Origin of the sequence: Chryseobacterium glaciei (assembly GCF_001648155.1) — a bacterium.
GTDB classification, from domain to species: Bacteria; Bacteroidota; Bacteroidia; order Flavobacteriales; family Weeksellaceae; genus Chryseobacterium; species Chryseobacterium glaciei.
This window is the reverse complement of the sequence record NZ_CP015199.1, coordinates 4599141-4624282: the sequence shown is the minus strand read 5'-3', so window position 1 is coordinate 4624282 and position 25142 is coordinate 4599141. Positions and strand designations below refer to the sequence as shown.

Annotated in this window: 25 protein-coding genes; 13 read left to right on the top strand and 12 right to left on the bottom strand. The window is 32.7% G+C overall.

Going from position 1 to position 25142, the window contains the following annotated elements; all coding sequences use genetic code 11:
* Nucleotides 1-48 precede the first annotated feature (48 nt).
* From A0O34_RS20960 to A0O34_RS20905, 12 genes are all read left to right on the top strand, one after another.
* Nucleotides 49-1188 (top strand): lysophospholipid acyltransferase family protein, encoded by a 1140-nt coding sequence (locus A0O34_RS20960; protein WP_066759018.1) that lies wholly within the window; start codon nt 49-51, stop codon nt 1186-1188.
* An 85-nt stretch (nt 1189-1273) separates the two neighbouring features.
* Nucleotides 1274-1591 (top strand): hypothetical protein, encoded by a 318-nt coding sequence (locus tag A0O34_RS20955; protein ID WP_157886084.1) that lies wholly within the window; start codon nt 1274-1276, stop codon nt 1589-1591.
* Between the two features lie 212 nt (nt 1592-1803).
* Nucleotides 1804-3537 carry a sensor histidine kinase gene (locus A0O34_RS20950; RefSeq protein WP_066759014.1) on the top strand — a complete coding sequence of 578 codons (1734 nt, stop codon included), beginning with the start codon at nt 1804-1806 and terminating at the stop codon, nt 3535-3537.
* Nucleotides 3521-4174 carry a response regulator transcription factor gene (locus A0O34_RS20945; protein ID WP_066759013.1) on the top strand — a complete coding sequence of 218 codons (654 nt, stop codon included), beginning with the start codon at nt 3521-3523 and terminating at the stop codon, nt 4172-4174. Before A0O34_RS20950 ends, A0O34_RS20945 begins: the two co-directional genes overlap by 17 nt.
* Nucleotides 4175-4804: 630 nt before the next feature.
* A complete protein-coding gene (locus tag A0O34_RS20940) occupies nt 4805-5479 on the top strand; it encodes a MarR family winged helix-turn-helix transcriptional regulator (protein WP_066759012.1) in 675 nt (224 codons plus the stop codon).
* 2 nt (nt 5480-5481) lie between these two features.
* Nucleotides 5482-6954, top strand: coding sequence for a phytoene desaturase family protein (locus A0O34_RS20935; RefSeq protein WP_066759011.1), 1473 nt, complete (start codon nt 5482-5484; stop codon nt 6952-6954).
* A 2-nt stretch (nt 6955-6956) separates the two neighbouring features.
* A complete protein-coding gene (locus A0O34_RS20930; RefSeq protein ID WP_066759010.1) occupies nt 6957-7793 on the top strand; it encodes a phytoene/squalene synthase family protein in 837 nt (278 codons plus the stop codon).
* Nucleotides 7794-7801: 8 nt separating this feature from the next.
* Entirely contained in the window at nt 7802-8263 is a 462-nt protein-coding gene (locus A0O34_RS20925; RefSeq protein ID WP_066759008.1) for an SRPBCC family protein, read from the top strand.
* 5 nt (nt 8264-8268) lie between these two features.
* Nucleotides 8269-8727 carry a sterol desaturase family protein gene (locus A0O34_RS20920; RefSeq protein ID WP_066759006.1) on the top strand — a complete coding sequence of 153 codons (459 nt, stop codon included), beginning with the start codon at nt 8269-8271 and terminating at the stop codon, nt 8725-8727.
* A 2-nt stretch (nt 8728-8729) separates the two neighbouring features.
* Nucleotides 8730-9422, top strand: a complete 693-nt coding sequence (locus A0O34_RS20915; protein ID WP_066759004.1) for a lycopene cyclase domain-containing protein — start codon at nt 8730-8732, stop codon at nt 9420-9422.
* Nucleotides 9409-10704 (top strand): cryptochrome/photolyase family protein, encoded by a 1296-nt coding sequence (locus A0O34_RS20910; protein WP_066759002.1) that lies wholly within the window; start codon nt 9409-9411, stop codon nt 10702-10704. The genes A0O34_RS20915 and A0O34_RS20910 overlap by 14 nt, the downstream gene beginning before the upstream one ends.
* A 70-nt stretch (nt 10705-10774) precedes the next feature.
* Nucleotides 10775-11068 (top strand): hypothetical protein, encoded by a 294-nt coding sequence (locus tag A0O34_RS20905; RefSeq protein WP_066758999.1) that lies wholly within the window; start codon nt 10775-10777, stop codon nt 11066-11068.
* Nucleotides 11069-11152: 84 nt separating this feature from the next.
* Here A0O34_RS20905 and A0O34_RS20900 read toward each other — a convergent pair whose 3' ends face one another.
* From A0O34_RS20900 to A0O34_RS20850, 11 genes are all read right to left on the bottom strand, one after another.
* A complete protein-coding gene (locus A0O34_RS20900) occupies nt 11153-11515 on the bottom strand; it encodes a response regulator (RefSeq protein ID WP_066758997.1) in 363 nt (120 codons plus the stop codon).
* Between the two features lie 39 nt (nt 11516-11554).
* On the bottom strand, nt 11555-12121 hold the full coding sequence (locus A0O34_RS20895; RefSeq protein ID WP_185097269.1) for a chemotaxis protein CheB: 567 nt from the start codon (nt 12119-12121) through the stop codon (nt 11555-11557).
* A gap of 11 nt (nt 12122-12132) precedes the next feature.
* Nucleotides 12133-12963, bottom strand: coding sequence for a CheR family methyltransferase (locus A0O34_RS20890; protein WP_066758992.1), 831 nt, complete (start codon nt 12961-12963; stop codon nt 12133-12135).
* Nucleotides 12964-13329 (bottom strand): response regulator, encoded by a 366-nt coding sequence (locus tag A0O34_RS20885; protein WP_066758989.1) that lies wholly within the window; start codon nt 13327-13329, stop codon nt 12964-12966.
* Nucleotides 13330-13344: 15 nt separating this feature from the next.
* Complete coding sequence (locus A0O34_RS20880; protein WP_066758987.1) at nt 13345-16953, bottom strand: response regulator; 3609 nt, start codon at nt 16951-16953, stop codon at nt 13345-13347.
* Nucleotides 16954-16958: 5 nt separating this feature from the next.
* Nucleotides 16959-18434, bottom strand: a complete 1476-nt coding sequence (locus A0O34_RS20875; protein ID WP_066758985.1) for a hybrid sensor histidine kinase/response regulator — start codon at nt 18432-18434, stop codon at nt 16959-16961.
* Between the two features lie 247 nt (nt 18435-18681).
* On the bottom strand, nt 18682-18918 hold the full coding sequence (locus tag A0O34_RS20870) for a hypothetical protein (RefSeq protein WP_066758983.1): 237 nt from the start codon (nt 18916-18918) through the stop codon (nt 18682-18684).
* A 118-nt stretch (nt 18919-19036) separates the two neighbouring features.
* On the bottom strand, nt 19037-20164 hold the full coding sequence (locus tag A0O34_RS20865; RefSeq protein WP_066758981.1) for a serine hydrolase domain-containing protein: 1128 nt from the start codon (nt 20162-20164) through the stop codon (nt 19037-19039).
* A gap of 26 nt (nt 20165-20190) precedes the next feature.
* On the bottom strand, nt 20191-21126 hold the full coding sequence (locus tag A0O34_RS20860; RefSeq protein ID WP_066758979.1) for an alpha/beta fold hydrolase: 936 nt from the start codon (nt 21124-21126) through the stop codon (nt 20191-20193).
* Nucleotides 21127-21285: 159 nt separating this feature from the next.
* Nucleotides 21286-22410 (bottom strand): helix-turn-helix domain-containing protein, encoded by a 1125-nt coding sequence (locus A0O34_RS20855; protein ID WP_066758977.1) that lies wholly within the window; start codon nt 22408-22410, stop codon nt 21286-21288.
* A gap of 72 nt (nt 22411-22482) precedes the next feature.
* A complete protein-coding gene (locus A0O34_RS20850; RefSeq protein WP_066758976.1) occupies nt 22483-23982 on the bottom strand; it encodes a serine hydrolase in 1500 nt (499 codons plus the stop codon).
* Nucleotides 23983-24167: 185 nt separating this feature from the next.
* On the opposite strand from A0O34_RS20850, the gene A0O34_RS20845 reads away from it, so the two are divergent.
* Nucleotides 24168-24758: a YciE/YciF ferroxidase family protein gene (locus tag A0O34_RS20845; protein WP_066758974.1), complete on the top strand. Its 591-nt coding sequence runs from the start codon at nt 24168-24170 to the stop codon at nt 24756-24758.
* Between the two features lie 81 nt (nt 24759-24839).
* On the opposite strand, the gene A0O34_RS22745 is transcribed toward A0O34_RS20845, so the two are convergent.
* Nucleotides 24840-24971: a hypothetical protein gene (locus A0O34_RS22745; RefSeq protein ID WP_257737073.1), complete on the bottom strand. Its 132-nt coding sequence runs from the start codon at nt 24969-24971 to the stop codon at nt 24840-24842.
* Between the last annotated feature and the right edge of the window lie 171 nt (nt 24972-25142).

The following is a 25142-nucleotide window of genomic DNA, read 5'->3' as shown; positions in this document are numbered from 1 at the left end:
TCAATAATTTTTTGTTCTTTTGCAAAACGTAATTTTTTAAATAATGATATGAACAAGTTTGATGATATAAGGCCTTTTTATGACCATGAAGTAAATGATGCGCTGCTAAGTATTGCCAGGCATCCGATGATGAAGGCGTTAATGAATTTTACTTTCCCTGATAAAGATGAGAAATTTTGGATTGAACAGTTTAAAAATATTCATTCCATAAGTGATTTTCAGCATCAATATATATCGCAGACCGTTCGTCAGATTCTTAAACAGAGTTCTGAAGGCTTAACGACGTCGGGATTTGATCATTTAGATAAAAATGTATCCTATTTATTCATATCTAATCACAGAGATATTGTTTTGGATACCTGCTTGCTTAATTTAGTGCTGTTGGATCGTGGATTGATCATGACTTCTTCTGCGATTGGAGATAATCTTGTTCAGAAAACATTTCTGCATGTATTGGCAAAACTGAACCGTAACTTTTTGGTTCAGAGAGGACTTCCTCTTCGTGAACAATTAAGCAGTTCAAAGATCATGTCGGAATATATCTACGATTTATTAACCAAAGAAAACCGTTCTATCTGGATCGCACAGCGTGAAGGGCGTACGAAAGATGGAAACGATGCCACTCAGCAAGGTGTATTGAAAATGCTTGCCATGGCAGGAGATCAGTCATTAACCGATTTCTTCAAAATGCTGAAAATTGTTCCGTTATCTATTTCATACGAATATGATCCTACGGACGTTCTTAAAATGCCACATCTAATGGCAAAATCAAGAAACGAGGAATATATTAAAAATCCGGGTGAAGATTTTAAAACGATGCTAAGTGGAGTATTGGGGCAAAAAAAGCGCATTCACATACATGCAGGTGACGTTCTTGAGACTGAATTTGATGATATTGTAGCGAAAATAGAGAACAAAAACAAACAGTTACAGGCGATTTCGCAGATTATTGACGATTCTATTATTCATAATTATAAGCTTTGGCCAACGAATTTTATTGCTTATGATTTGCTTCATGAAACCAATCAATATTCGGAAAATTATTCAGAAAATGAAAAAATGCTGTTTGAGCGAAGAATGGAAATGCGTATCGATATTTCTGATGCAGATATGAAAAAGAGTTTTCTGGCCATGTATGCCAATCCGGTGATCAATAAAATTAATCATCAGAAAAACCTTTCGATGTAAAAAAATGTGGTATCCATAAGGTATTGATGCCTATTATTCATTTTTAATGGCAGGCTATTTGTTTATTTCAAAGCAAATAATTAATATGAATAATAAAGTAAAAATAGCATTAGGATTAATCGCAACAGGAACATTAGTTCTTATTAATCTTAAAAGAAAAAGACGTGAAAGATTAAAAATGTTCACTGCACCAGACGGGAATACCTATCAAGAAAATCAAACTTACAGAACAATTGATAATCAATTTTATAAAAACGGGAAACGTCTGCGTTTTAATAAGTTAGAATCTGAACAGGAAAATCATTCCTCAATTAACCACTATGAGGAAAATGCAGTAAATATTTCTAAAAACAGTCAGAATAAAAATATTACCTATCATCAAAAAGGAAATCGACATCAATAAACTGATTATATAACTATTTTGATATAAATTATTATGAAATTCCCTGCATTTGTCTGATATTTACTATTATAAAAAGACAAAAATTACTTTAACTTTGCGAATTGAATGATATACACCAATTACTATGTTTTTGGAGAAATTATTATTCAGATTAAAATCAATATCAAGCAAACTTAAGTAATCGGGGAAATTAATTTAGCTGATAAATAGATATGAAATATAAATTCTTAAATTTTAAGTTGAGGAAAATTGTTCATTACTCATTGATCCTGTGTATTTTACTAATACAGGTGATTATCGCTGTGTTTTTTTACAATGAGTTTATCAATGAGAAAAAACTGAAATTTATCGAGAATCAATTGAAGGAAAGTCGTGAATTGGAAGGAATGACCGATAATTCAAGAAGAGACTTTATGGATGCACAAAATCATCTTCAGAGATATATGATTAGTGAGGATGACAAAGACTTAAAATTATACTTTGAATCGCTTACAAAGCTTAAAAATAATTTTGATAAGATTGATGAAAATGAAAGCATAGCTCCAAAGCTGAAAAGTAAATTTAATCTACAGAAAAAAGATACTCTTAAAATTACGAAGCTAAAGACATTGATAGATTCCGTATATAAATATTCTCAAAATCCTCCTCCAAAGATTGAAGATAAACAGTATAATATTGAAAAATATAAAGTTAAAAACAATTTTGATGATATTGATATTGAAACACGTACTTACTCTGACACGATAAAGAAAAAAGGGTTTGTAGGACGTTTACGAGATGCAATCGCGGGTAAAGTTGATGTACAAAAAGAAAGTACGGTGATTACTTTAAAGAATAAAAAAGCAGTGGATCTCTCTAGCTTAAAATCCGAAATGAAGGATGCCATAAAGTCTATGGAAAAACATTATACAACTGAAATTAAGAAGATTCAATTGTCTACAGTTAGAGATCAGCATGATAGCAGACAGTTTTATGGTAGTTTTAATAAGTTGCTGATTTACAGCAACGGATTGATAGATGTCTATGGAAATGCGATCAAAGAATTCAAATCAGATCTGGAAAAAGAATACAACAAACAGAAGCTGATTAATAATGAAATCCGAACCTATTTGGTGCTTGGATTAATGATCCTGATGTTCATTGTCTCGATTTTGATCATGTATTTTACAAGAGTCGCATTTATCTATGAATGGAAATTAAACGCTGCAAACAAGGAAATTAAAAACAATCTTAATTTTAAAAATAGAATCTTAGGAATGTTAAGCCATGAATTAAGATCACCATTAAAAATCATCAATATTTTCATTGATAAAATCAACAGAACGACAAAAGACGAGACGATAAAAGAATATCTTAAATCGATAAAATTTACCAACAGTACTTTGTTGATTCAGTCTAATCAGATTTTAGAGTATACAAAAAATCAGAATGCGGATCAGAAATTGGTGAAGAATGTTTTTAATCTTAAAGACGAAATCAATTCAATTGTGACGGCAATCACGCCTTATTTGGAAACGAGAAATAATAAATTTGTGGTAAATGATGGAATACCTACGGGAACAGTTGTATATTCAGATAATATAAAAATCAACCAGATTTTCATGAACATTCTGGGAAATGCCAACAAATTTACCGAAAACGGACAGATTGATCTTACCATGTCAACTGAAGCTATCGGCAAAAATAGAATTTCACTGCTGACAACAGTAGGAGATACGGGCGCAGGAATTTCAGAATCGGATCTTAAAAATATTTTTGAACCTTATTATCAAGGAATGGTTTCTAGTGAAATCGATAACCTTGGAGCAGGACTTGGGTTGAATTTATGTAAGGAAATTATAGAACTTTTTAATGGCGAAATATCTATCGAAAGCAAATTAGGTGAAGGCACAAAAGTGACATTCAGGATCAATTTAAATATCGACAACAATGGAAATACCAATTGAAAATAAAGAAATTACGTTCCTTTTAGCAGACGATCACAGCATTGTGCGACATGGAATGGCGTTTACAATCAATGAAATTTTTCCAAATGCTACCATTCATCATACTTCCTCTTTACAGAAAGTGGTGGAAGAAGTGACTTCAAAAGAAATAGAAATTGCTATTATTGATGCCCATTTTCCCGACGGAAACAGTATTCATATTTTATCAGACATAAAAAATGCAAAACCGAATATTAAAATCTTGATCTTTTCCGGTCTTGAAGAAGAACTTCATGCCCTTAAATTCATCAATGCAGGAGCCAACGGTTTTTTGAGCAAATTAAGTGAAGAAGAAGAGGTAAGACAGGCTCTTCTAAGCATTGCTAATAAAGGTGAATATATTTCTGCTGTTTCTCAGAATTTGTTGGTGAAATTCGCCAATGATCCGAATTCTATGAATCCTCTTCATCATCTAACGAAAAGAGAATTACAGATCGCTGAAATGTATGCAGATGGATTTGGTAACCTCGAAATTGCCAATAATCTTGATATAAAGCAGAATACAGTAAGTACGATCAAGAAAAATATATTCGACAAACTGAAAATAGAAAATCTTGTTGAGCTTATTGATATCATCAAGACCCATCACAAAATATAGGATTTCAACCCTCCATTCTTCACTTTCTTTATTACTAAAAGTATTTTTATCGATAAATATCTATAGCCTTATCGATATATATCGATGTGTTTTGTAGATAACTTTATTCTCCATTGTTGTTACTTTGTACCAGAGAAAAATACTAAACGAAAACAAGGATTATTAATTGAAAAGGTTTATTAGCTTTTTAATTTTAATTCAAACTTTCAAAAGAGTAAATTTTTTAAACACAAATAAATTTCGACACAAATAATAAACTTGAATTATATTCGAGCACAAGTGATGAGATTAAATTATCGAGCAAGTGATGAAATTAAATAGGGTATATGATAACCTTTAACCGCCTTCTTGAAAACTGATTTATTAAAAAAACACAAAGATTATATAAAGAAGTGAGATGGTCATCTAAGGTTAGTATACGGTAAAAAAAAGGAGGCGAAAGTCTCCTTTTTTTGTGGAATAAACTTTGGAAAAAGCCTGTTAGTCATAAGATTAGCAGGCTTTTTTTGTTTAAATTCAAAACAACTGATGACCAATTAATTCTAAATATAAGAAAGTATAATTAAATTTAGTTTATAAATATATTATTATAGATGTATTTTAGTATATTTGTATTCTAAATTTATTATTATGAATTTCTCCCTTGTCAAAGATGTTGTAGGATTACTAGAGCAGTTTGAGTCTGAAAATAAAAATTCTCAGTATTCTTCTGATGTTGATGGATTCAAATCATGGATCTATAATAAAGAATCTATGACTAATAATGATGAAGCTGATGCTCCTTATTGGGAAGGCAAAGAAAGCGGAAGAAGTCCGGAAAGTGCGATCAGTACTTTATTGGTTCATCTTAACAGATACGCGAAAACGTATTCTAAATCAGCTATTTCTGGTTCTGATTTTGCCACGCAGGAAGATTTTATTTATTTGATCAATTTGAAAGCATTTGGTGAAATGACCAAAATGGAACTCATCAAAAAAAATATTCAGGACAAACCTGTGGGAATGTTGATTATTACCAGATTGATCAAGCAAGGTTGGGTACATCAGACAGATTCAAACGATGACAAAAGAACGAAACTCATAAAAATTACAGAACAAGGAATCGAAGCGTTGGAAAACCAAATGAAAAAGATCCGAAGCGCAACAAATATAGTTTCAGGCAATCTAAATTATTCTGAAAAGATGGATCTTATTCGTATTCTGAACAAATTAGACAAATTTCACTATCCCATTTTTAATCGAAATATAGACAGTAAAGATTTGATCAGCACTGTTTATCAGGAATATTCATTTGAAAAAAATTAAGAATGAGAAAGAAAATAGCCATCATTGGTTCAGGGTTTTCGGGATTGTCGGCTGCTGCCTATTCTGCAAAAGAAGGTCATGAAGTTCATGTCTTTGAGAAGAATAGTGAAGTAGGAGGCAGAGCCAGAAAATTCGTCACAGATAATGGTTATACTTTCGATATGGGACCGAGTTGGTATTGGATGCCTGATATTATAGAATCTTTTTTTGAAGATTTTGGTAAAAAAACGTCTGATTTTTTTCAGCTTGTACCGCTTGATCCTCAATTTGAAATGGTATTTTCAGACAGTAAAATGAATATCCCTCACAGCTATACTGAAATGCGGGATTTGTTTGAAAAAACAGAAAAAGGTTCCGGTAAAAAGCTGGATGAATTCATGGAAGATGCCCGATATAAATATGAAGTGGGAATGAAAGAATTCGTAAATAAACCTTGTCATTCATGGTTTGAATTCGTCTCTCCAAAAATTGCAAAAAGTGCTTTGAAGCTTGATCTTTTAACCAATTTTAAAAAATTTGTAAGAAAATATTTCAGTGATCCGAAGTTGATCACGTTGATGGAATTTCCTGTTATTTTTCTTGGAGCAGCACCCAAAGATATTCCCGCCTTGTACAGTTTAATGAATTATGGCGGATACAAATTGGGAACCTGGTATCCAATGGGAGGTTTTTCAAAAGTAATTGACGCGATGAAAAACGTTGCAGAAAGTCAAGGAGTGAAATTTCATTTTAATTCAAATGTAGAACAAATTATTGTTAAAAATAGTAAAGCTACTTCTCTGTTAGTTAATGAAAAAGAAATCGATTTTGATACAATTATCGCTTCCTCAGATTACCATCACACGGAAAGCAAATTGTTGCCTGAAGAATTTAGAAATTATAAAGAATCGTATTGGGAAAAGCTCACTTTTGCGCCTTCCTGCTTGATTTATTATTTAGGTTTTAAAGAAAAAATTCCAAACCTAAAACATCATACATTGTTTTTTGAAAATGACCTTGACCTTCACACCACAGAAATTTATGAAGATAAAAAATGGCCTACAAAACCATTATTTTATGCTTGTTGTCCTTCAAAAACAGATCCGAATGTAGCGCCTGAAAATTGCGAAAATGTATTTCTTCTCATGCCTGTGGCTACCGGAATAGAAGATTCTGAAATGGAAAGAGAAAAATATTTTCTCGAAATGATCGTAAGACTCGAAAAACATACAGGAATTTCGAATTTATTACCAAAAATAGATTATAAAAAAAGCTATTGTATTAAAGATTTTAAAGAAGATTATAATGCCTATGAAGGCAATGCATATGGGCTTGCCAACACCTTATCACAAACTGCAGTTTTAAAACCGTCACTCAGAAATAAGAAAGTGAAAAACCTTTTTTATACCGGACAGCTTACCGTTCCGGGACCCGGTGTTCCGCCGTCGATTATTTCAGGAAAAATTGCTGCTATCGAAGCTACCAAAACAAATTAATTATGAAAAAATTATTTGATGAACTTTCTTATCGGGTAAGTAAAGAAACAACCAAACAGTATAGCACAAGCTTTTCTTTGGGTATTTTGGCGTTGTCTCCGAAAATCAGAAACCCGATTTATGCAGTGTATGGATATGTGCGTTTGGCGGATGAAATTGTAGACAGTTTTCATGGATATGATAAAGAAAAACTGCTTGCCAAATTCAGGGAAGAAACTGCTCAGGCTTTGGAGGATAGAATTTCATTAAACCCTATTCTTCAGTCGTTTCAGGATACGGTTCATCGTTTTGATATTGATCAAAAATTAATCAATCAGTTTTTGGATAGCATGCAGATGGATCTTCAGAAAGTAGATTATAATTCAGATCTTTATAAACAATATATTTTAGGCTCTGCAGAAGTGGTGGGTTTAATGTGTTTGCAGATATTTGTGGAAGGGAATGTTGCTGAATTTGAAAGGCTTAAGCCTTTTGCAATGAAATTAGGTTCGGCTTTTCAAAAAGTAAATTTTTTAAGAGACATGAAAGATGATTATCAGATTTTGGGACGAAGTTATTTTCCGGATGTAGATATTACTTTGTTCGACAATAAAATTAAAGCTGATATTGAAAAAGACATCGAAAAAGAATTTAATGAAGCCTTAATTGGAATTAAAAAACTTCCCAATTCATCAAGATTTGGAGTGTATTTGGCTTATCGTTATTATATTTCACTTTTTAGAAAAATTAAAAGAACTTCGGCTCATAAAATCATTAATCAAAGGATAAGAATTTCAAACAGTAAGAAGATTTCTTTAATGATGAGCAGTTATTTACAGTATAAAACTTCATTTTTATAAAAATTACAATGGTACACAGACTTTATAAAGAACAGCAATTGAATTGTGATTTAGCAACCGCGTGGAAATTTTTCTCCTCGGCCAATAATCTGTCTAAGATCACTCCGGAAGACATGAAATTTGTTGTTTTGACTAAAACAGATGACGACGAAATTTATGAAGGAATGATTATCGATTACCATGTTTCGCCTTTGTTAGGCATTAAAATGAACTGGACAACAGAGATCAAACAAGTTAATTTTCAAAAAAGTTTTACCGATTATCAGCAAAAAGGACCTTATAAATTATGGAATCATTTTCATGAATTTATCGTAAATGATAAAGGAGTTTTAATGAAAGATACGGTCGACTACGAACTACCAATGGGATTTTTAGGTGAAATTGCTCACAAACTTTTTGTGAAAAGTAAGCTGGAGCATATTTTCAGCTATCGAAATAAAGTTTTAGACAAAATGTTTAACAATAAATAAAAATCATGAATTTTCTGATTGTCATAAGTACATTTTTCATCATGGAAGGCATGACGTGGCTGATTCATAAATACGTCATGCACGGTTTTTTATGGTCGCTTCACAGAGATCATCATGATTACAGTAATGAAGGTCATGTTGAAAAAAACGATTACTTTTTCTTGATTTTTGCCCTTCCAACCATCGCTTTGATGTATTACGGAACGGTCAATAACTACAACATCTACTTTTATATTGCTGTTGGAATTGCTTTGTATGGGATGGCTTATTTTTTTGTTCATGATATTTTCATTCATCAAAGGATAAAGTTTTTGAGAGATACAAAAAATCCATATTTATTGTCGATCAGACGCGCACATAAACAGCATCATAAGCATACAGGAAAAGAAAGAGGAGAGTGCTTTGGGTTTTTATGGGTTCCGATTAAATATTTCAAAATGTATTTTAATAGAAATAAATCATAAAAATGCATCACTATACCTATCTGTTAATCAATTTTTTTACGGTATTTATCTGTTTTATTTTTTCGTTTCATCATAAAATAAAATTCAACAGACATTTCGGAGCTTTTTCCTCTGCTTCCTTTTTGGTGGCTTTGGTTTTTATAGTTTGGGACGCGTGGTTTACGAAAATAGGCGTGTGGTGGTTTAACGATCATTACCTTTTGGGAATCAGGATTTTAAACTTGCCGATTGAAGAAATATTATTTTTTATTTGTATTCCTTTTTCATGTGTATTTACCTATTTCTGTTTAGATAAATTTTTCAATCTCAATTGGAAACTACTTCCCGAAAAAATATTTGTGATTATCAGTATCATTTTAGCCTTAATCATTGCAGCTTATTTCCATGATAAGATTTATACATTCATGACGTTTCTTACAACTGCTGTGAGCATCTTTTTGCTATATTTTGTATTGAAAGCAAGATGGATCGGCAAAGCATCTTTCATCTATTTGATTTTAATGCCCGGTTTTTTAGCAGTAAATGGAATTCTAACAGGAACCGGACTGGAATCGCCAATCGTGAATTATAATCCTCAAAACTTCATGGGAATAAGAATGTTAACCATTCCATTAGAAGACACGGTTTATGGCTATGAAATGATTTTGTGGAATCTCTTTTTATTTCAAAAATTTAAGAAAAATGAACAAAATTAATATATTCTGGTTTAGACGTGATCTGAGACTGGAGGACAATTGTGGCTTGCATGAAGCTTTACAATCGGGTGTAAAAGTCCTTCCTATCTTTATTTTTGACCGTGAGATTTTAGATCAATTGAGTGATAAAAATGATAAAAGGGTAGACTATATTCATCAGGCTTTAACTGAAATCAATCAGGAATTAAAAGAATATGGAACTGCCATTAAAACATTTTACGGAAAACCTTCTGATATTTTCGAAAAATTGATTGAAGAATTTGATGTTGATACCGTTTTCTGTAACCGTGATTATGAACCCCAAGCCATCAAACGAGACCAAAAGATAGCTGAATTTTTAGCAACAAAAGAAGTGAAATTTTCGGCTCATAAAGATCAGGTTATTTTTGAAGAAAACGATATTCTTAAAAGTGACCAAACTCCGTACACCGTTTTTACACCATATTCCAAAAAATGGAAAGAAAATATAAATAAAGTTGAGATTAAAGATTTTGAGATCGATTTTAAAAACTTCCTTCCTATAAAAACTCCCGAAAATATTCTAAGTCTTAAAGAAATCGGATTTGAAAAGGCAGAATTTGAATTTTTAAAACCTTCTTTAGATTCAAAAATTATAGATTCGTACGATAAAAATCGTGATTTTCCGGCTTTAGATCATACGACTCATTTGGGAATTGCTTTAAGATTTGGAACAATTTCAGTACGAAAATGTGTGAAATTTGCCCAAAAACATAATGAAACTTGGTTAAGCGAATTGATCTGGAGAGAATTTTTCATGCAGATTTTATTTCATTTCCCGCATGTTGTGACTCAATGTTTTAAACAGAAATACGAAAATATCCAATGGCGGAATAATGAAGATGAATTCAAAGCGTGGAGTGAAGGCAATACAGGATATCCAATTATAGATGCAGGAATGCGACAGCTGAACCAAACAGGTTTTATGCACAATCGTGTAAGAATGGTCGTTGCCAGCTTTCTTACCAAACATTTGTTGATCGATTGGAGATGGGGTGAGGCTTATTTTGCTCAAAAACTTTTAGATTATGACCTTTCAGCCAACAACGGAAACTGGCAGTGGGCGGCAGGTTGTGGTTGCGATGCTGCGCCGTATTTTAGAATATTCAACCCTGAAGAACAGACTAAGAAGTTTGATAAAGATTTAAAGTATATCAAAAAATGGCTTCCTCAGGATGCTTTGCTAAACAGGCCTATTGTAGATCACAAATTGGCTAGAGAAAGGGCTTTAAAAACGTATAAAGAAGGATTGATTGTAGAATAATCTCACAAAAATAATTTTAAAACCATTATGGCATAGATATTACTTATACTATGGTATAAAAACTCACAAGATGATCGACCATACAGAAAATAAGTATCTTGTTTATGAATATTTGGTTTTAAGTATTAAAAAGAATTTTAATTTAGAAATAAACCTTTTTAACGAATATATTTTAGCTAAAAATATTGTTTCAAAAACAAGAATAATTGTTCCTACATTTTCAGATAAAATTATAAGTAATCCAAGAATAAAAATGTTTTTAACGGCTCTTATTTTGAACCTTAATCATATGAATTACAATATTACCGATCTGAAAAAAGAAATAGAATATTTAAAGAATTCAGATTCAATTACTGAAGCTTGAAGCAGCAAAAGTCTGCAATAATAAAGTCCTCACTTCATAAGCAGGGACTTTATTATTGTATCGGGAGAGTTTTGAGGATGATTTTTAGCTTAAATATTTAGCTACTTTTCCTTCCAGATCATCCAGATTAAATGGTTTTCCAACATAATCATCAGCCTGAGCTTCCTTAGCCAAAGCCACAATATCATTGTTCGCCGTTACATAAATGACAGGAATATGCTTGAATTCTTCATGACTTTTCAAAAGTTTTGTAGCTTCAACACCGCCAATTCTCGGGATCCAGTTATCCATCAGAATAACATCCGGCTGAAATTTTGTTACTTTTTCTACAATATCATGAGACGTTTCTGAAATTTCGACTTCATATCCATTCTCCTCAAAGATGATGGTAATTACCTCTAAAATAGTGGTATCATCATCGAAAATCAAAATTTTCTTTTTACTCATATTAGTTATATTTAAATCCTAAATTTTTTCTTTTAATTTTTATAATTGATTGATATAATTCGCTAGATTATTTGATGTGATAATCAAATCATAATCAACTTCATCAACCGCATGTTTCGGCATATAATTTACTTCGGCAGTTTCCGGATCCTGAACCCAAACTTTTCCGCCATTTTTTTTAATATATCCTAAACCTTCAACACCATCTGCATTGGCTCCTGACAGCAAAACTCCGATCACGTTTTCACCGTAAATTTCGGCTGCAGATTTAAACGTTACATCAATGGACGGTCGCGAATAATTCATCTTTTCTGAACTGTCCAGAGACATTATTTTTTTATTTTCAAACAACAAATGATAATCTGCGGGAACGATGTATAATGTATTGTTTTTAATTTCCGTTTTATCCTCAATTTCAACGACTTCCATAGATGAAAACTGCTGTAACAATACAGGAAGTATACTTGTAGAATGTGCCTTTCGGTGAACTACGAGTACGATTGGAAATTTTAATTCAATATTTAATTTTTTTATCATTTCCAGAATGACCTGCAAACTGCCTGCAGATCCTCCGATAACGATTAATTTTGTATCTGTGTTTTTCATTATCGGTGCGTTTAGTTATGATCCAGTTTTTTCCAGATTTTTTGATCTTCAACCTGATGATAAGATTTGTCTAAATTAGAAAATCTCAACGTCTCTTTCGATCCTAAAGCCAAATAACCCAAGTTTTCCAAACTGTTATCAAAAAGACGGAAAACACGTTCCTGCAACCCTCTATCAAAATAAATCAACACATTTCGGCAGATGATTAATTGAAAACTGTTAAAAGAACTGTCTGAAACCAAATTATGAGTAGATAAGATCAGTTTTTCCTGTAAACTTTTATCAAATCTTACGCTGTCATAATTCGCGGTGTAATACTCTGAAAAGTCTTTTTTACCGCCTGATAACATATAATTTTCAGAATATAGTTTCATTTGTTGTAATGGAAAAACGCCTGATCTGGCTGTTTCCAAGACAGACGGATTAAGATCTGTTCCGTAGATCAATGATTTATGATAAAGATTAGCTTCCTTAAGCAAAATCGCCATCGAATACGCTTCTTCACCAGTGGAGCAACCTGCAACCCAGATTCTGATCAACGGATAAGTTCCTAACTGCGGCAGTATTTTTTCCCTTAATGTTTTAAAAAATACAGGATCGCGGAACATTTCTGTTACATTCACTGTAATTTCTTCTACAAAACGCTTTAGATATTCTGGATCATTAAGGATAGTATATCTCAATTCTGCAAAACTTGTGAACCTGTCAATCAAACAGATACGGTTAACCCTGCGTTTAAAAGATGCTCTGCTGTATTCGGAAAAATCGTATCCGTACATGCCGTAAACATCTTTAATCAAATGTTCTACTTCTTCGTCTTTTACGATACTTGGTTCCAGCATTTACGATAATTTTTCAATGGCAGTTATCAGTTGATCAACATCAATCGGTTTTGATACATAATCTTGAGCGCCAGCATCCAGACACTTCTGGCGGTCTTCCGGCATTGCCTGCGCAGTCACAGAAATAATATCTACTTTGCTGATTGATGGAGTGTTACGAATGATTTTAATGGCTTCATATCCGTCCATTTCGGGCATCATCATATCCATCAACACCACATTGATTCCGTCATCTTTTTGTAAGATCTGAATAGCTTCCTGTGCCATTGTAGAACTTTCAATCTGATAACCTCTTGACTTTAAGGTCAGTTTCAGTGCAAATATATTACGTGGATCATCGTCCACAATTAAAATTTTCTTATTCATCAGAATTTATTCTGTTTAACTTTCATATAACCAAACACGTAGCAACGATAACAATTGGTCAATATCCACAGGTTTCGAGATGTAATCTGAAGCTCCTGCAGCGATACATTTTTCACGGTCACCGATCATCGATTTTGCAGTAATGGCAATAATCGGAAGACGCATGTGTGACGGCATTTTTCTTATTTCCTTAATCGTTTCATATCCATCCATTTCCGGCATCATCATATCCATCAGAACAACATCGATATCAGGATTTTCTTTCATCTTCTCTAAAGCCTGCTTGCCATCCATCGCTAAAACTACGTCTACTTTATATTTTTCCAACGATTTTGTTAGAGAAAAGATATTTCGAACGTCATCATCAGTAATCAGGATTTTTTTGCCTTTCAGAACTTCCGTTAATGAACCTAATACTTTATTTTTAATGGTCTCTGAATTGCTTTTTTCTTCAACCAAGTGCAAAAACAAACCAACTTCATCTAAAATTCTTTGGTAAGAATGTGCCGTTTTTACAACGATAGAATCAGCGTACTGCTTGATTTTCAGCTCTTCTGACTGAGTTAAATTATGTCCAGTAAAAATAATGATCGGCAGATTTTCAAGTCCTTCATAACTTTTGATGGATTCTATAATTTGATATTGATTTCCTTTTTCTGCTCCGATATCTAAAATGACACAGTCGGAATTACCTTCCGTTAAAGCTTTAACACAATCTTCAACGTTGTTTTCTACTGATAATGAGATATTAAAGTTGCTTAGGTAGTAGGAGAGTGCGCTTGCGTGTTTCGCATTTTCTTCAACAATTAAAACCTTTTGCGGAGATTTTTTTAGGGCTTCTTCAATCTTTCTGAAAACTTCAGTCATCTGATCCAAAGCCATCGGTTTATTAATGAAATCAATAGCGCCTTTCATCAGACTTTCCTTTTTCACATGCAAAACAGACATCATGTGAACCGGAATGTGTTTGGTTTGAGGATTTGATTTTAATTCATCCATTACTTGCCATCCATCTTTTACAGGTAGCTGAACGTCCAGTAAAATAGCCGCCGGATGATACTGAATAGCAGTGGATAAGGCGTGATCACCTCTTACGGAAACGACTCCTTTATAATCTTGTAAACGAGCGTATTTCAATAATGCTTTGGCGAAATTAATATCATCTTCAACGATTAAAATAACTTTATCACCATCAGTAATGGTTTCGCGGTCATCGGCTACATTTTCCGGAATTCCCAAGGTATTGACAGGGAGTGTATATTGAATTTCTCCATCCTCAAGGATATTTTGAATTTCTTCAACATCTTCACGAATGGTTTCCATTAAATGCTGATCTGTTTCAGGGTGAATAGGTTCTGAGATTGCTTTAATTGGAATGATTAAGCTAAATTCACTTCCTTCATTTACTTTACTTGTAAGCATTAGTTCGCCACCTAATAATCTGGCAATTTCTCGGCTTATTGACAGGCCTAAACCTGTTCCTCCAAATTTTCTTCTTGTAGATCCATCTGCTTGTTGGAAAGCTTCAAAAATGATTTTCTGTTTGTCTTCTGCAATTCCGATTCCGGTATCTTTTACACTGAAAATGATGAAATCATTGTTCTTTGGATCTTTTTTGATATTTAAATTGATGCTTCCCTCGGTTGTAAATTTTGTAGCATTTGAAAGTAAATTTCTCATCACCTGATCTACACGCAAACGGTCGGTTTCAATCGCTTTTTCTACATCATTTTCTATTTCGATGTTAAATTCAATCCCTTTTTCACGAAGAATAGGTTTGAATAAACTTTTTAAATCTTTTATAATATCATCGATGATTACTTCCTCATATTCCAACGTCATTTTACCGGATTCAATCTTAGCAAGATCTAAAATCTCATCAATCAAGGTTAATAAACTGCTTCCTGAACTTTGAATTACTTTCGCTGATTCAACTTGATCTTCATTTAGGTTTTCATCAGGATTTTCAGTCATTAAACGAGAGAGAAGTAGGATTGAATTCAATGGAGTACGAAGTTCGTGCGACATATTCGCCAAAAATTCTGACTTATATTTTGTGCTTAAAGCAAGTTCTTCTACTTTTTTCTGAATTTCATTATTGCGTTCGGCGATCAGGTGATTTTTATCTTCCAATAATCTTGAACGTTCTTCCAATTCGGCATTGGCCTGCATCAGTTCTTCCTGCTGAACTTTCAATTCTTCCTCCGAAGCCTGTAGTTTTTGAGTCTGCGCTTCTAATTCTGTATTAAGATTCTCCAATTCAGAATGTTGAACCTGTAATTCTTCTGATTGAGCTTGGGTTTCTTCTAATAATTGCTGTTCTTTTTCACGGCTTTTTGCGGCACTTAAAGCAATTCCGATATTTCGGCTGCATTCTGAGAAATAATCTACGCGTTCTTCTTCAAAATTAGATGTTGAGCCTAATTCTAAAACTCCGATTGTGTGTCCGTCTGCCAAAATCGGCAATAATATTATTCCGTAGATTGTAATTTTACTGCTGGCAAAAGTTACCGTAAAATCTTCTTCATGAAGATTATTATAAACCTGTGTTTTTTCGTTAACAAAAGCTTGACCAACCATTCCTTCTCCTAGCTCAAAGGTCTTTTTCATGTTGTCTTCCAGTCCGAAAGCTGTATTTAATTTTAATACGCCTTCGTCAAAAAGATATAATGAACCATTGATACAATTTCCGTATTCAATTAATTGATGTAAAGATTTTTTTGAAACCTCGTTTACAGATTTATTTCCTACTAAAGATTCATTTAAAATAGCAAGACCTTTCTGACGCCAATCGCTTTTATTGATCTCGTCGAAAGATTTTTTCAGGGAATCCGTCATATTGTTAAGAGATCCAACCAGATCTCCAAGATCGTCCTGAGAAGTATCAGAAGCTTTTTGGCTGTAATCACCATTGGCAACCCTGTTTGCTACTTGCTGAATCGCACTTACACGTCTGCTGATTTCCAGATCTTTAGCTTTTAACTGTTTTTCAAGCTTGTCTCTGCGGATAAGGTCTGCACGTAATTTTATATAGAAAAATGTAGTGACAACAACGGCTGCTATTGCAGAAAACAGGATAAATAATACGGTGGTATCTGATGAACGGTTAAGGTCTTTATTTTTTATAGCAAGCTGAGCCTCTTCATATTGTACAAAATCGCGAACGATCTGGCGACATTTGTCCATGTAAGTTTTGCTCATCAAAACCTGCTGCTGAGTCATTACAATGCCTTTTCGTCTGTTTTCTACAAAATGTTTTAAATTACTGATATTGCTATTGACATTCTGCTGTAAATTATTTAGGCGGTCAAGTTGATTTTTATCTTTAATATCTAATGCTTTTGCACGTTCGAAAGCTTTTGGATAGTCGGCTAAACTACGTTTGTAAGGTTCTAAGAAATTTTCTTTTCCCGTTAACTGATATCCTCTGTTTCCTGTTTCTGCGTCCAAAAGAGCGATTAAAACGTCTTTTACAGCCGTAACCGAACGTCGGCTTTGGGATAAGCTTTCCCTGTGTTCCATCTGCCTTTGGATGCTTATATAAGAGGCAATTGAACTCGCAATTAAGATCAATAAAGATAAACCAACTCCAAACTGAAGATTTCTTATGATTTTTTTCGGCATGAAAATTAATTTAATGGTAATGTGAAATAAAATGTAGAGCCTTCGTCCACTTTACTTGATACTCCGATGTTTCCATGATGTTGTTTGATGATCTCGGAACAGATGAACAGGCCAATTCCCATTCCCTGAAACTGTAGCGAAGATTCTTCTACACGATAAAATTTATGAAATACGGCATCTTGTTTGATATCTGGAATTCCGATCCCGAAATCGGTAATATTTACTTTAACTTCCTGTTCTTCTTCGTCAACGAAAGTCGTAACAATGACCTGATTATTTTGTGGAGAATATTTGATAGCGTTGGTAAGAAAATTGATCAAAACTTGCTCGATTCGAATTTCATCCAAAGGAATTAAAATATCGGGTTTCATTCCGTGCCAGTCGATTTTTACCTGACGATCTTCATGGGTCTGCAATATCGTATCAATTGCATTTTGGATGACGTTTCCAATATTGGTAGGTTTTCTGTTGATTTTCAGTTTTCCATTCTCTATTTTTGAAACATCTAAAAGGTCGGTAATTAAGGTGTTAAGTTTCTCTATTTGATCCTGAACTTTAATCATAAAGCCAGCTTCCGCACCTTCTTTGTCTAATTTTAACTTACGATCCAATAGCTGAACATAGGCTTTAATGCTTGTCAGAGGTGTTTTCAGCTCATGACTGGCGATACTTAGGAATTCGTCTTTTTCTTTTTCTACTTTTTTCTGATCATCAATATCAGTAAATGTTCCGACCCAATTCTTTATAGTATTTTCTTCATAAACGGGGGTAACTCGCAGTAAATGATAGCGATAGTCTCCAGATTCTATGTTTTTTATTCTGACCTCCAACTCGAGAGCTTTGCCTTTCTTTTTGCAACGTTCAAATTCTTCTTTGATATTGTGATCGTCGAAATGAGTTTCAGGAAATTCATGTTCAGAATCCGAATATTCATGCCATTTTCTGTTGACAAAATCTACAATTCCGTCTTCATTTAATGTAAAAGCAATTTGAGGTAGAGATTCCAGCATTAGGTGAAAATGATCGATCTGGGATTTCATAATGACCTGAGATTCTCTTCTTCCTTTTACTTCCAATTCTAGGCCTTGCTGTGCTTTTTTCATCGCAAGATTCTGTTCCTGAAGGCTGTAGAAAGTTTTTACTTTCAATAAAAGAATTTCGGGATCTATAGGTTTGGTTACATAATCTTTTCCGCCTGAAGCGTATCCACGGGTGATGAATTTTTTTTTAGTATTTACGGCAGATAGGAATATGATAGGTATTTCTTTGGTTTTGCTGTAATCAGCTAATGTTTCTGCGACTTCGAAACCATCCATGTCGGGCATCTGCACGTCCAGGATAATCAAAGCGTAATCATTTTTTAATGCTTTTCCCAATGCTTCTTCACCGGAACTCGCTATATCAACCTGAAAATCTTTAGATTCTAATAATTTTTTTAGTGAATAAAGATTATTTTGGTTATCATCAACAATTAAGATCATAGGAATGAAAAATCAATAATTAATTATGTTTACTCTTGCATCAAAAATACTCACAAAAATCCGAAAAACATTTATTTTTTTAACCATTTATGCTTACATACCACATGTTTGAAAATTTAAATCTAATTTTTAGAAAAATTTTCATTAGTGATTATTTGAAGATTAATTTAATTATGTTTTTTATTCCTAAAAATTAGATAATAAATGAGAATATCATTTAGTTTTAGAATAATTAAAATGTGATGTCTTAATTTTCTTCTTCTGTCTCTTTTCTAAAACTTACGACTTCATAATCATCGTTGGAACAGAATTTTTTACAGCTTTCATCATCAAATTTTTCAGGATTTTCCGTAAAAGCTTCAATGTACTTTTGGCTTTCATCTGTTTTGGCCGGAGTGATTATGATGTGGTAATCTTTTAATACAGATTCGTCTGCATTTTTTAAAGATTCTTTTTTGTGTTGTACTGCTTCGCTGTATTTCATGTAACTTGATTTTTAATTATTTTGTAAATTTTAGAGTAAGAAACAAAGAAAAATCCTTTAATATTATGAGTTGGATCATATTATTAAAGGATTTGGTTTATTGATGTTATGTAGATAATCAGCTGTTTTTTTCTATTTTTTCAAATATTTCATTTAATGTATCCTGCATATCTTTTGGAGTGTTTTCACCACTTTGATTAGTGATAATAAATACTCCCAAATTATATTTTGGAATGATATAAATAAAACATTGTGAACGAAAAACTCCGCCGTGATGCTTGTATAACGTTCCCAATTTTTCATCTTTAATAATGCGCCAAGCGTAACCTGCGCTAAATGTATCATCAATTTTCACCAATGGGTTGTGAGATTCTGCTATTTCAGGATTATTTTTCAACTGATAGGTAAGATATTTCATCATGTCCGGAAGGGTGGTTTTTATATTGCCGGACGAACCCCAAGGTAATGTAGGCATCTTCATTGTTATATCGTTATAATTAGAATGATAGCCCACTGCAAGGTTTTTTTCTTCCTGTTTTGTCAGATTGATGGTCGTATTTTTCATCTGAATATGTTGAGCCAAATATTCTTTTAACAGCAACTCAAACTTTTTATGGTATACTTTTTCCAATACAGAAGCTAATACTTCTATTCCTGCATTTGAATAGGCGTATTTATATCCGGGAATCGTGTCGATTTTCACGGTATGCAAGTCTCTTAAAAAATCTTTTTGAATATAATTTTTCAACACATTATTGATGTTTTCCGGCGTTTTTTGATTGGTAAAATCTTTAAAAAGTGCATTGATGGATAAAGGCAGCATAGGAGGTAATCCGCTGGTATGCGTCACTAAATCCTTTATGCGAACGGGATGATTATTAAATTTTAAATTAGGATAATCCTCGGATAAATATTTTTGAACAGGATCTTCAAGGCTTATTTTCCCCTCCAACACAGCTTTTGCAACTAATGTTCCGGTAATCGTTTTGCTTAACGAACCAATTTCATAGATGGTTTTATCGGTTGGCAAATTGGCTTTTCCTTTTTCTAATTCACCGTAATGTCCAATGTATTCTTGTCCTTGATAAACAATTCCTATGGAGACTGCATTGATCAATGGTTTTTCAACCATCTTTTGAGCGGCGTTATCAACGACAGATTTAAGGTTGATGCTTTCTTTTAATGATTGTTGTGCTAAACAAAATACTGATACTATTATTGCGGTAAAAAGGCTTGTTTTTTTCATGGTTTCCAAAGTTTAATAGGAGTGTATTAATTCATTGTTTGAATGATTGTATTTTGAAATTTTTCTGCTTCGTCTTTATGAATTTGATGCCCTGAATTTTCAAATAGAAATAAATCTTTTTTAGGCGCTTTCACTTTTTCAAAATATTGTTTTGTAATGCTCGTCAAGGTTTGAATATCATTTTTTCCAACAAAGAAATAAATTGGGCAGTCGACTTTCTTTAAAGTTTTTGGAAGGTCAATTTTCATGACTTCGTTCCATGCAGGAGACCATGTTTTTGACCATTGAAGGAAGCCCTTTTTGAAATCATCAGTCGTTACATATTCTTTGCCATCTTTGTAAAAAAGCCATTTTCTTAAATAAAACATTTCTTCATCATTGGTAAAAGGAAAATGTACTTTTTCCAATTCTTCCATGGCAGCAGGCTTATCTTTAAAATGAACTTTCAATGTTTTGAGTAGTTCTTTTTCACTCTCTAATTGACTGATAACAGGATTTACAGCAAAATAAGCATGTAATAATTCCGGATGGTTTCTAACAATATAAAAACCCAAAGCATTTCCCCAAGAGCTGCCTAATAAGTAAAGTTTTTTCTGATTTAATCTCTTTAATAGAAAATTAATAACCTCATAAGTATCTTTTCCCATTAAATCAACTGACGGCTGCACAGGTGAAGGATTCAAGGCTAATGTTTTTCCTGCATCTCTCTGATCCCATTGAACTATGGTAAATTTGTTTTTTAAAATATTAGTATAAGAGTCTGCGTTTTTCATCATTGAGCTTCCCGGGCCGCCCGATAAAAATAAAAGGATGGGCTTGTTGGCATCATCAGTTTTAATTTCTATGACTTGTTTTATTCCGCCAATTTCAGTGGTTAAAAGGGTGTCAATTTTTACTGGATTTAGTTGTGCTAAACAAAATACGGATAATAGAGTTAGGATAAACAGGCTTATTTTTTTCATAGTTTCTAAGTTTTAATTTGACTTTGAATTTTCTGATACAAATATGCTGTAGAAAGTTTTGAGATAAGTCCATGTAAAAAAAGTCGGACTCATTTTTCCTGTTGAAATGAGTCCGACTTTCTACAAACTGAAGTTTGAGTATTTGCAATTAGTTAAATATCAATTATTTCTGAAAGCTGTAGGTGTTTGGTTCGTGTATTTTTTGAATGAGGTATGAAACGAAGATTTTGAATTAAAACCCACTTCATATAAAATTTCCAGCACGGTATATTCTTTTTTTGAAGGATCTTTTAGAATGGTCATTGCTTTTTTCACGCGATATTCATTCACAAAATCAAAAAAATGCTGATTGATGTGATGGTTAATTAAAACAGACAAATCCCGAACGGGAATTTTCACCTGATCCGCCAATTCCTGAATCGTTAATGAAGGTTCTAAAAACGGCTCCTTTTCAGTCATGAAATTTTTAAGTTGTTCGATCTGAAAACTTTTTGTTTCGTCGGTTTTATTTTCAGTTTCGAGAGTTTCAGTAAAATCTTCTGTCGGTTGTAAGGTAGAATCAATTCTTCGAAAAAGCTCAGGATAATTTAATGCCTTCAATATAAACCAGCAGGCAGCCAATAAAAAGGAAGTTCCCGCGACAATATGTATCCAAATAAACAGGTCGTTGTATGCTGTATATCGTATTGTATTTTTAAAAATAATAAATACATGGATGAATAGTAAAATCATTGTAAGCTGAAACAGCCATTTGTACAACAATGTGTTGGGGTTCGTGTAATTCTCAAGATAAATTTTCTTGTATTTTTTGAGTATTATGAATACGCCAACGATATAAAAGAAATACTGTAGTTCTGCAATAACTTGATAAAAAAACATCTCGGGAGAGTCCCACATATGCTTGAAAAAATATTCTTTAGGAGAACCTTCTGCAAGATAAAGTCTTGGAACTAAAAGTAAATTGACAACAATGAAAGGGATAAGATGAAGTAAGTGCTTTCTTTTTAATCTAAAATCTGAATAACAGACAGCATTAACGTACAAATAGAAAAGAGGCATTACCAATAAGTAAGCAGACATTTTGAAAGTTTTCAGGTTGTAACTATCAGTAAAATAATGCATAAAAAGTCCGCTCATATCAATTGCATTAATGATAAGGAACGCCGCAAATAATCTGTTTTCTAGTTTCCTTTCTGTTTTTACCGTTAATAAAAATACGGCAAGAAGCAGCGATATAAAAACGGAAATCGCTGCAATAACTTCCAGAAAATTCAATTTGTCCATTAGTTTTTTTGCAAAAATAGGATTTAAGTTGTGAAGAAAACAGACTGATAAAGAACAAATTTTTAAAATATCTTATTTTTTAATCAAAAGTTCGTCAATCTTCTTGATCATATCTTTTGCATTGGTGTTTTCAGGATTTAATTCAACTGATTTTTGATACATTTTCAGTGCTTCTTCTTTTTTATCGGATTGAAGTAATGCTTCTCCATAACTATCAAATATATTCGCGCTTTTTGGGAAAATCAATGTTGCCGAATAGAAGGTCTGCAAAGAATTTTCATTTTTTTGAAGTCTTAGAAATTGATAGCCTAATCGGTTAAAATCATTTTCACTGGCTTCATAACTGCATGGGCTTTTTAGATATTCTTGAATCAGCTGATCTGCTTTTTCTTTATTTCCGCTTTCAAGCAGGTTTCCATAAATTCTCGATAAATTCTGTACAGGAATTGTATAAGGTTTATTATCAATTATTTGTAAAACGGCATTGGATATTGGAAAAACAGGGCTATTTCCGATGCTGGATAATAATATTATGGTTTCATTTTTAGTGATGTTATGCAATAAGATACTGGTAAGTCCGGTAATGAAGCCATCATGAAAAACAATTTTCCCGTTACTTTCATCGGTGTACATTTCCCAGCCTAAGCCGTAGCTCACTTCTTTTCCGTCTATTTGATAACTTACTTTTTTTCCATCATTAAGTGTTGTTGCTGTTAAAGCTTCTTCTAATTCTTTTTTGCCTAAAATTTTATAGGTAAACAATGCATTTTGGTATTTTTGTAAGTCTGCGGCTGTGCTTACGATGCCTCCGTTTCCGTAAAAGTTACTTTTTTCATCGATTATAAAAGGTTTTTTTTGAGTAGTGATATTCACAAGTTGAGTGGAATAGAAGTTAGGATACGTATATAACTCTACCTGATTTACTTTCTTGATCTTCCTGTTAAGCGGAACAAATGAATCTTTCATTTTCGCAGGATTGAAAATATTTTTCTCCAAATAATTGGCATAACTCATTCCGGATATTTTCTCAATGATCAGAGCAGCAAGGCAAAAATTAACATTGTTGTATTCCCATTTGCTTCCCGGAACAAATGAAAGTGGTGTTTTGAAGCGAATAAATGTTGGTATAATATCCTGATTAGAAATTATTTTTTCCGGTTGTTCTTTTATGACAGTATCAAATAAATTATAATATTGCGCCAGTCCTGAAGTGTTATTCAGCAATTGTTTAACGGTGATATTTGGATAAGGAAAATCCGAAAGATATTTCTGAACCGAATCATCAATATTGAGTTTTCCTTTCTGTTTAAGTTGAAGTATTGCCGTTGCTGTAAACGTTTTTGTTATGGAGGCAATAGCGAACTGAGATTGATTATTAATTTTCTCTTTCTTTTCAATATTTGAAAACCCGTACGAATTGGAAAAAACGGTTTCTCCTGATTTGGAAATGATAACACTTCCATTGAAAAGATTATTTTTAGAAAGTGTTGAAAATAGATTATTAAATTCCTGTCCCGAAAGAGTAGTAGTGAGAAATGAAGTCAGTAAGATTAGAAAAAATATTTTTCTCATTTTGTTTTATTGTTATTAATTTTAGCTTAGTAATAAGACAATCTTGAAAAGGGTTTTATTACATCTGAAAAATTGATGATAAATTAATAAGATGTTAATTCAATCGTAAATTTTATCACTTTTGGTCTCAAAATTGTTAGAGTTACAGGACAAATTCTACAATTAATCACTAAATTATAATACTTATGGAAACTAAAACACCAGCTAAGAAAGCGACGGTTAAAAAAACGGCATCTTCAAAGACGCAAACTAAGACTCAGGCAAAAATTCCTGCTAAAAAAAATGCAGCTAAAGAATTGAAAGATTTATTTGAAGATTCTTTAAAAGATATTTATTGGGCAGAAAAAGCGCTTACGAAGGCTCTTCCAAAAATGCATAAAAATGCAACGGACAAAAAGTTACAGTCAGCGATTGAACTGCATCTTGCCGAAACTCATGTACACGTAAAAAGACTGGAAGAGTGTTTTGCTTCATTGGGTAAAAAAGCTCAAGCAAAAAAATGCGATGCAATGCAAGGTCTATTAGACGAAGGCAAAGGAATCATGGAAGAAACCGAGCCGGGAGCTGTAAGAGATGCTGGAATCATCGCTGCGGCACAAAAAGTAGAACATTATGAGATCGCAACTTATGGTACGCTAGCGGCATATGCTAAAGTTCTTAAAGAAAAAACTTGCTTAAAAAATCTCTTAGCAACGTTAAATGAAGAGAAAATTTGCGATAAATTATTGTCAAAAGTCGCTGATATTACTTTAAACAGTAAAGCGATTAAAAAATAGAAAAAAATCCTCTTTATGAGGAGAATTTAGATAAAAAAAACCTTGTTAGTAATAGTACCAACAAGGTTTTTAGTTATTTATTTAAGCGCTTGTGTTTTTGCTCTCATTATCACGATCATTTTTTTTAGCGATTTTATCTGCTTTTTTTTCTTTTGCCGTTTTCAAAGGAGCTGTTTTATCAGATTTCTTTTTGACGTCTTTTTCTTTTGACATAATACTATTTTACTTTAGGGTAAAGTTCGTCTATAAAAAAACGAAAGGTTTATACATAGATTGTTATTTGTTGCATAAATCATAGATTTTATTTCAAACGAGTTGAGAAAAATAAGGAATTAGCGTACCACATTATAAAATAATAAATGATTAAAAGTGTAACTTTGAGTA

Coding starts and splice junctions, on each gene's coding strand:
- A0O34_RS20930 (WP_066759010.1), top strand. CDS start 6,957: ATGAAAAAATTATTTGATGAACTTTCTTATCGGGTAAGTAAAGAAACA.
- A0O34_RS20910 (WP_066759002.1), top strand. CDS start 9,409: ATGAACAAAATTAATATATTCTGGTTTAGACGTGATCTGAGACTGGAG.
- A0O34_RS20855 (WP_066758977.1), bottom strand. CDS start 22,410: ATGGACAAATTGAATTTTCTGGAAGTTATTGCAGCGATTTCCGTTTTT.
- A0O34_RS20875 (WP_066758985.1), bottom strand. CDS start 18,434: ATGATCTTAATTGTTGATGATAACCAAAATAATCTTTATTCACTAAAA.
- A0O34_RS20935 (WP_066759011.1), top strand. CDS start 5,482: ATGAGAAAGAAAATAGCCATCATTGGTTCAGGGTTTTCGGGATTGTCG.
- A0O34_RS20905 (WP_066758999.1), top strand. CDS start 10,775: ATGATCGACCATACAGAAAATAAGTATCTTGTTTATGAATATTTGGTT.
- A0O34_RS20895 (WP_185097269.1), bottom strand. CDS start 12,121: ATGAAAAACACAGATACAAAATTAATCGTTATCGGAGGATCTGCAGGC.
- A0O34_RS20885 (WP_066758989.1), bottom strand. CDS start 13,329: ATGAATAAGAAAATTTTAATTGTGGACGATGATCCACGTAATATATTT.
- A0O34_RS20850 (WP_066758976.1), bottom strand. CDS start 23,982: ATGAGAAAAATATTTTTTCTAATCTTACTGACTTCATTTCTCACTACT.
- A0O34_RS20920 (WP_066759006.1), top strand. CDS start 8,269: ATGAATTTTCTGATTGTCATAAGTACATTTTTCATCATGGAAGGCATG.
- A0O34_RS20860 (WP_066758979.1), bottom strand. CDS start 21,126: ATGAAAAAAATAAGCCTGTTTATCCTAACTCTATTATCCGTATTTTGT.
- A0O34_RS22745 (WP_257737073.1), bottom strand. CDS start 24,971: ATGTCAAAAGAAAAAGACGTCAAAAAGAAATCTGATAAAACAGCTCCT.
- A0O34_RS20955 (WP_157886084.1), top strand. CDS start 1,274: ATGAATAATAAAGTAAAAATAGCATTAGGATTAATCGCAACAGGAACA.
- A0O34_RS20865 (WP_066758981.1), bottom strand. CDS start 20,164: ATGAAAAAAACAAGCCTTTTTACCGCAATAATAGTATCAGTATTTTGT.
- A0O34_RS20915 (WP_066759004.1), top strand. CDS start 8,730: ATGCATCACTATACCTATCTGTTAATCAATTTTTTTACGGTATTTATC.
- A0O34_RS20940 (WP_066759012.1), top strand. CDS start 4,805: ATGAATTTCTCCCTTGTCAAAGATGTTGTAGGATTACTAGAGCAGTTT.
- A0O34_RS20900 (WP_066758997.1), bottom strand. CDS start 11,515: ATGAGTAAAAAGAAAATTTTGATTTTCGATGATGATACCACTATTTTA.
- A0O34_RS20870 (WP_066758983.1), bottom strand. CDS start 18,918: ATGAAATACAGCGAAGCAGTACAACACAAAAAAGAATCTTTAAAAAAT.
- A0O34_RS20945 (WP_066759013.1), top strand. CDS start 3,521: ATGGAAATACCAATTGAAAATAAAGAAATTACGTTCCTTTTAGCAGAC.
- A0O34_RS20890 (WP_066758992.1), bottom strand. CDS start 12,963: ATGCTGGAACCAAGTATCGTAAAAGACGAAGAAGTAGAACATTTGATT.
- A0O34_RS20950 (WP_066759014.1), top strand. CDS start 1,804: ATGAAATATAAATTCTTAAATTTTAAGTTGAGGAAAATTGTTCATTAC.
- A0O34_RS20880 (WP_066758987.1), bottom strand. CDS start 16,953: ATGCCGAAAAAAATCATAAGAAATCTTCAGTTTGGAGTTGGTTTATCT.
- A0O34_RS20960 (WP_066759018.1), top strand. CDS start 49: ATGAACAAGTTTGATGATATAAGGCCTTTTTATGACCATGAAGTAAAT.
- A0O34_RS20925 (WP_066759008.1), top strand. CDS start 7,802: ATGGTACACAGACTTTATAAAGAACAGCAATTGAATTGTGATTTAGCA.
- A0O34_RS20845 (WP_066758974.1), top strand. CDS start 24,168: ATGGAAACTAAAACACCAGCTAAGAAAGCGACGGTTAAAAAAACGGCA.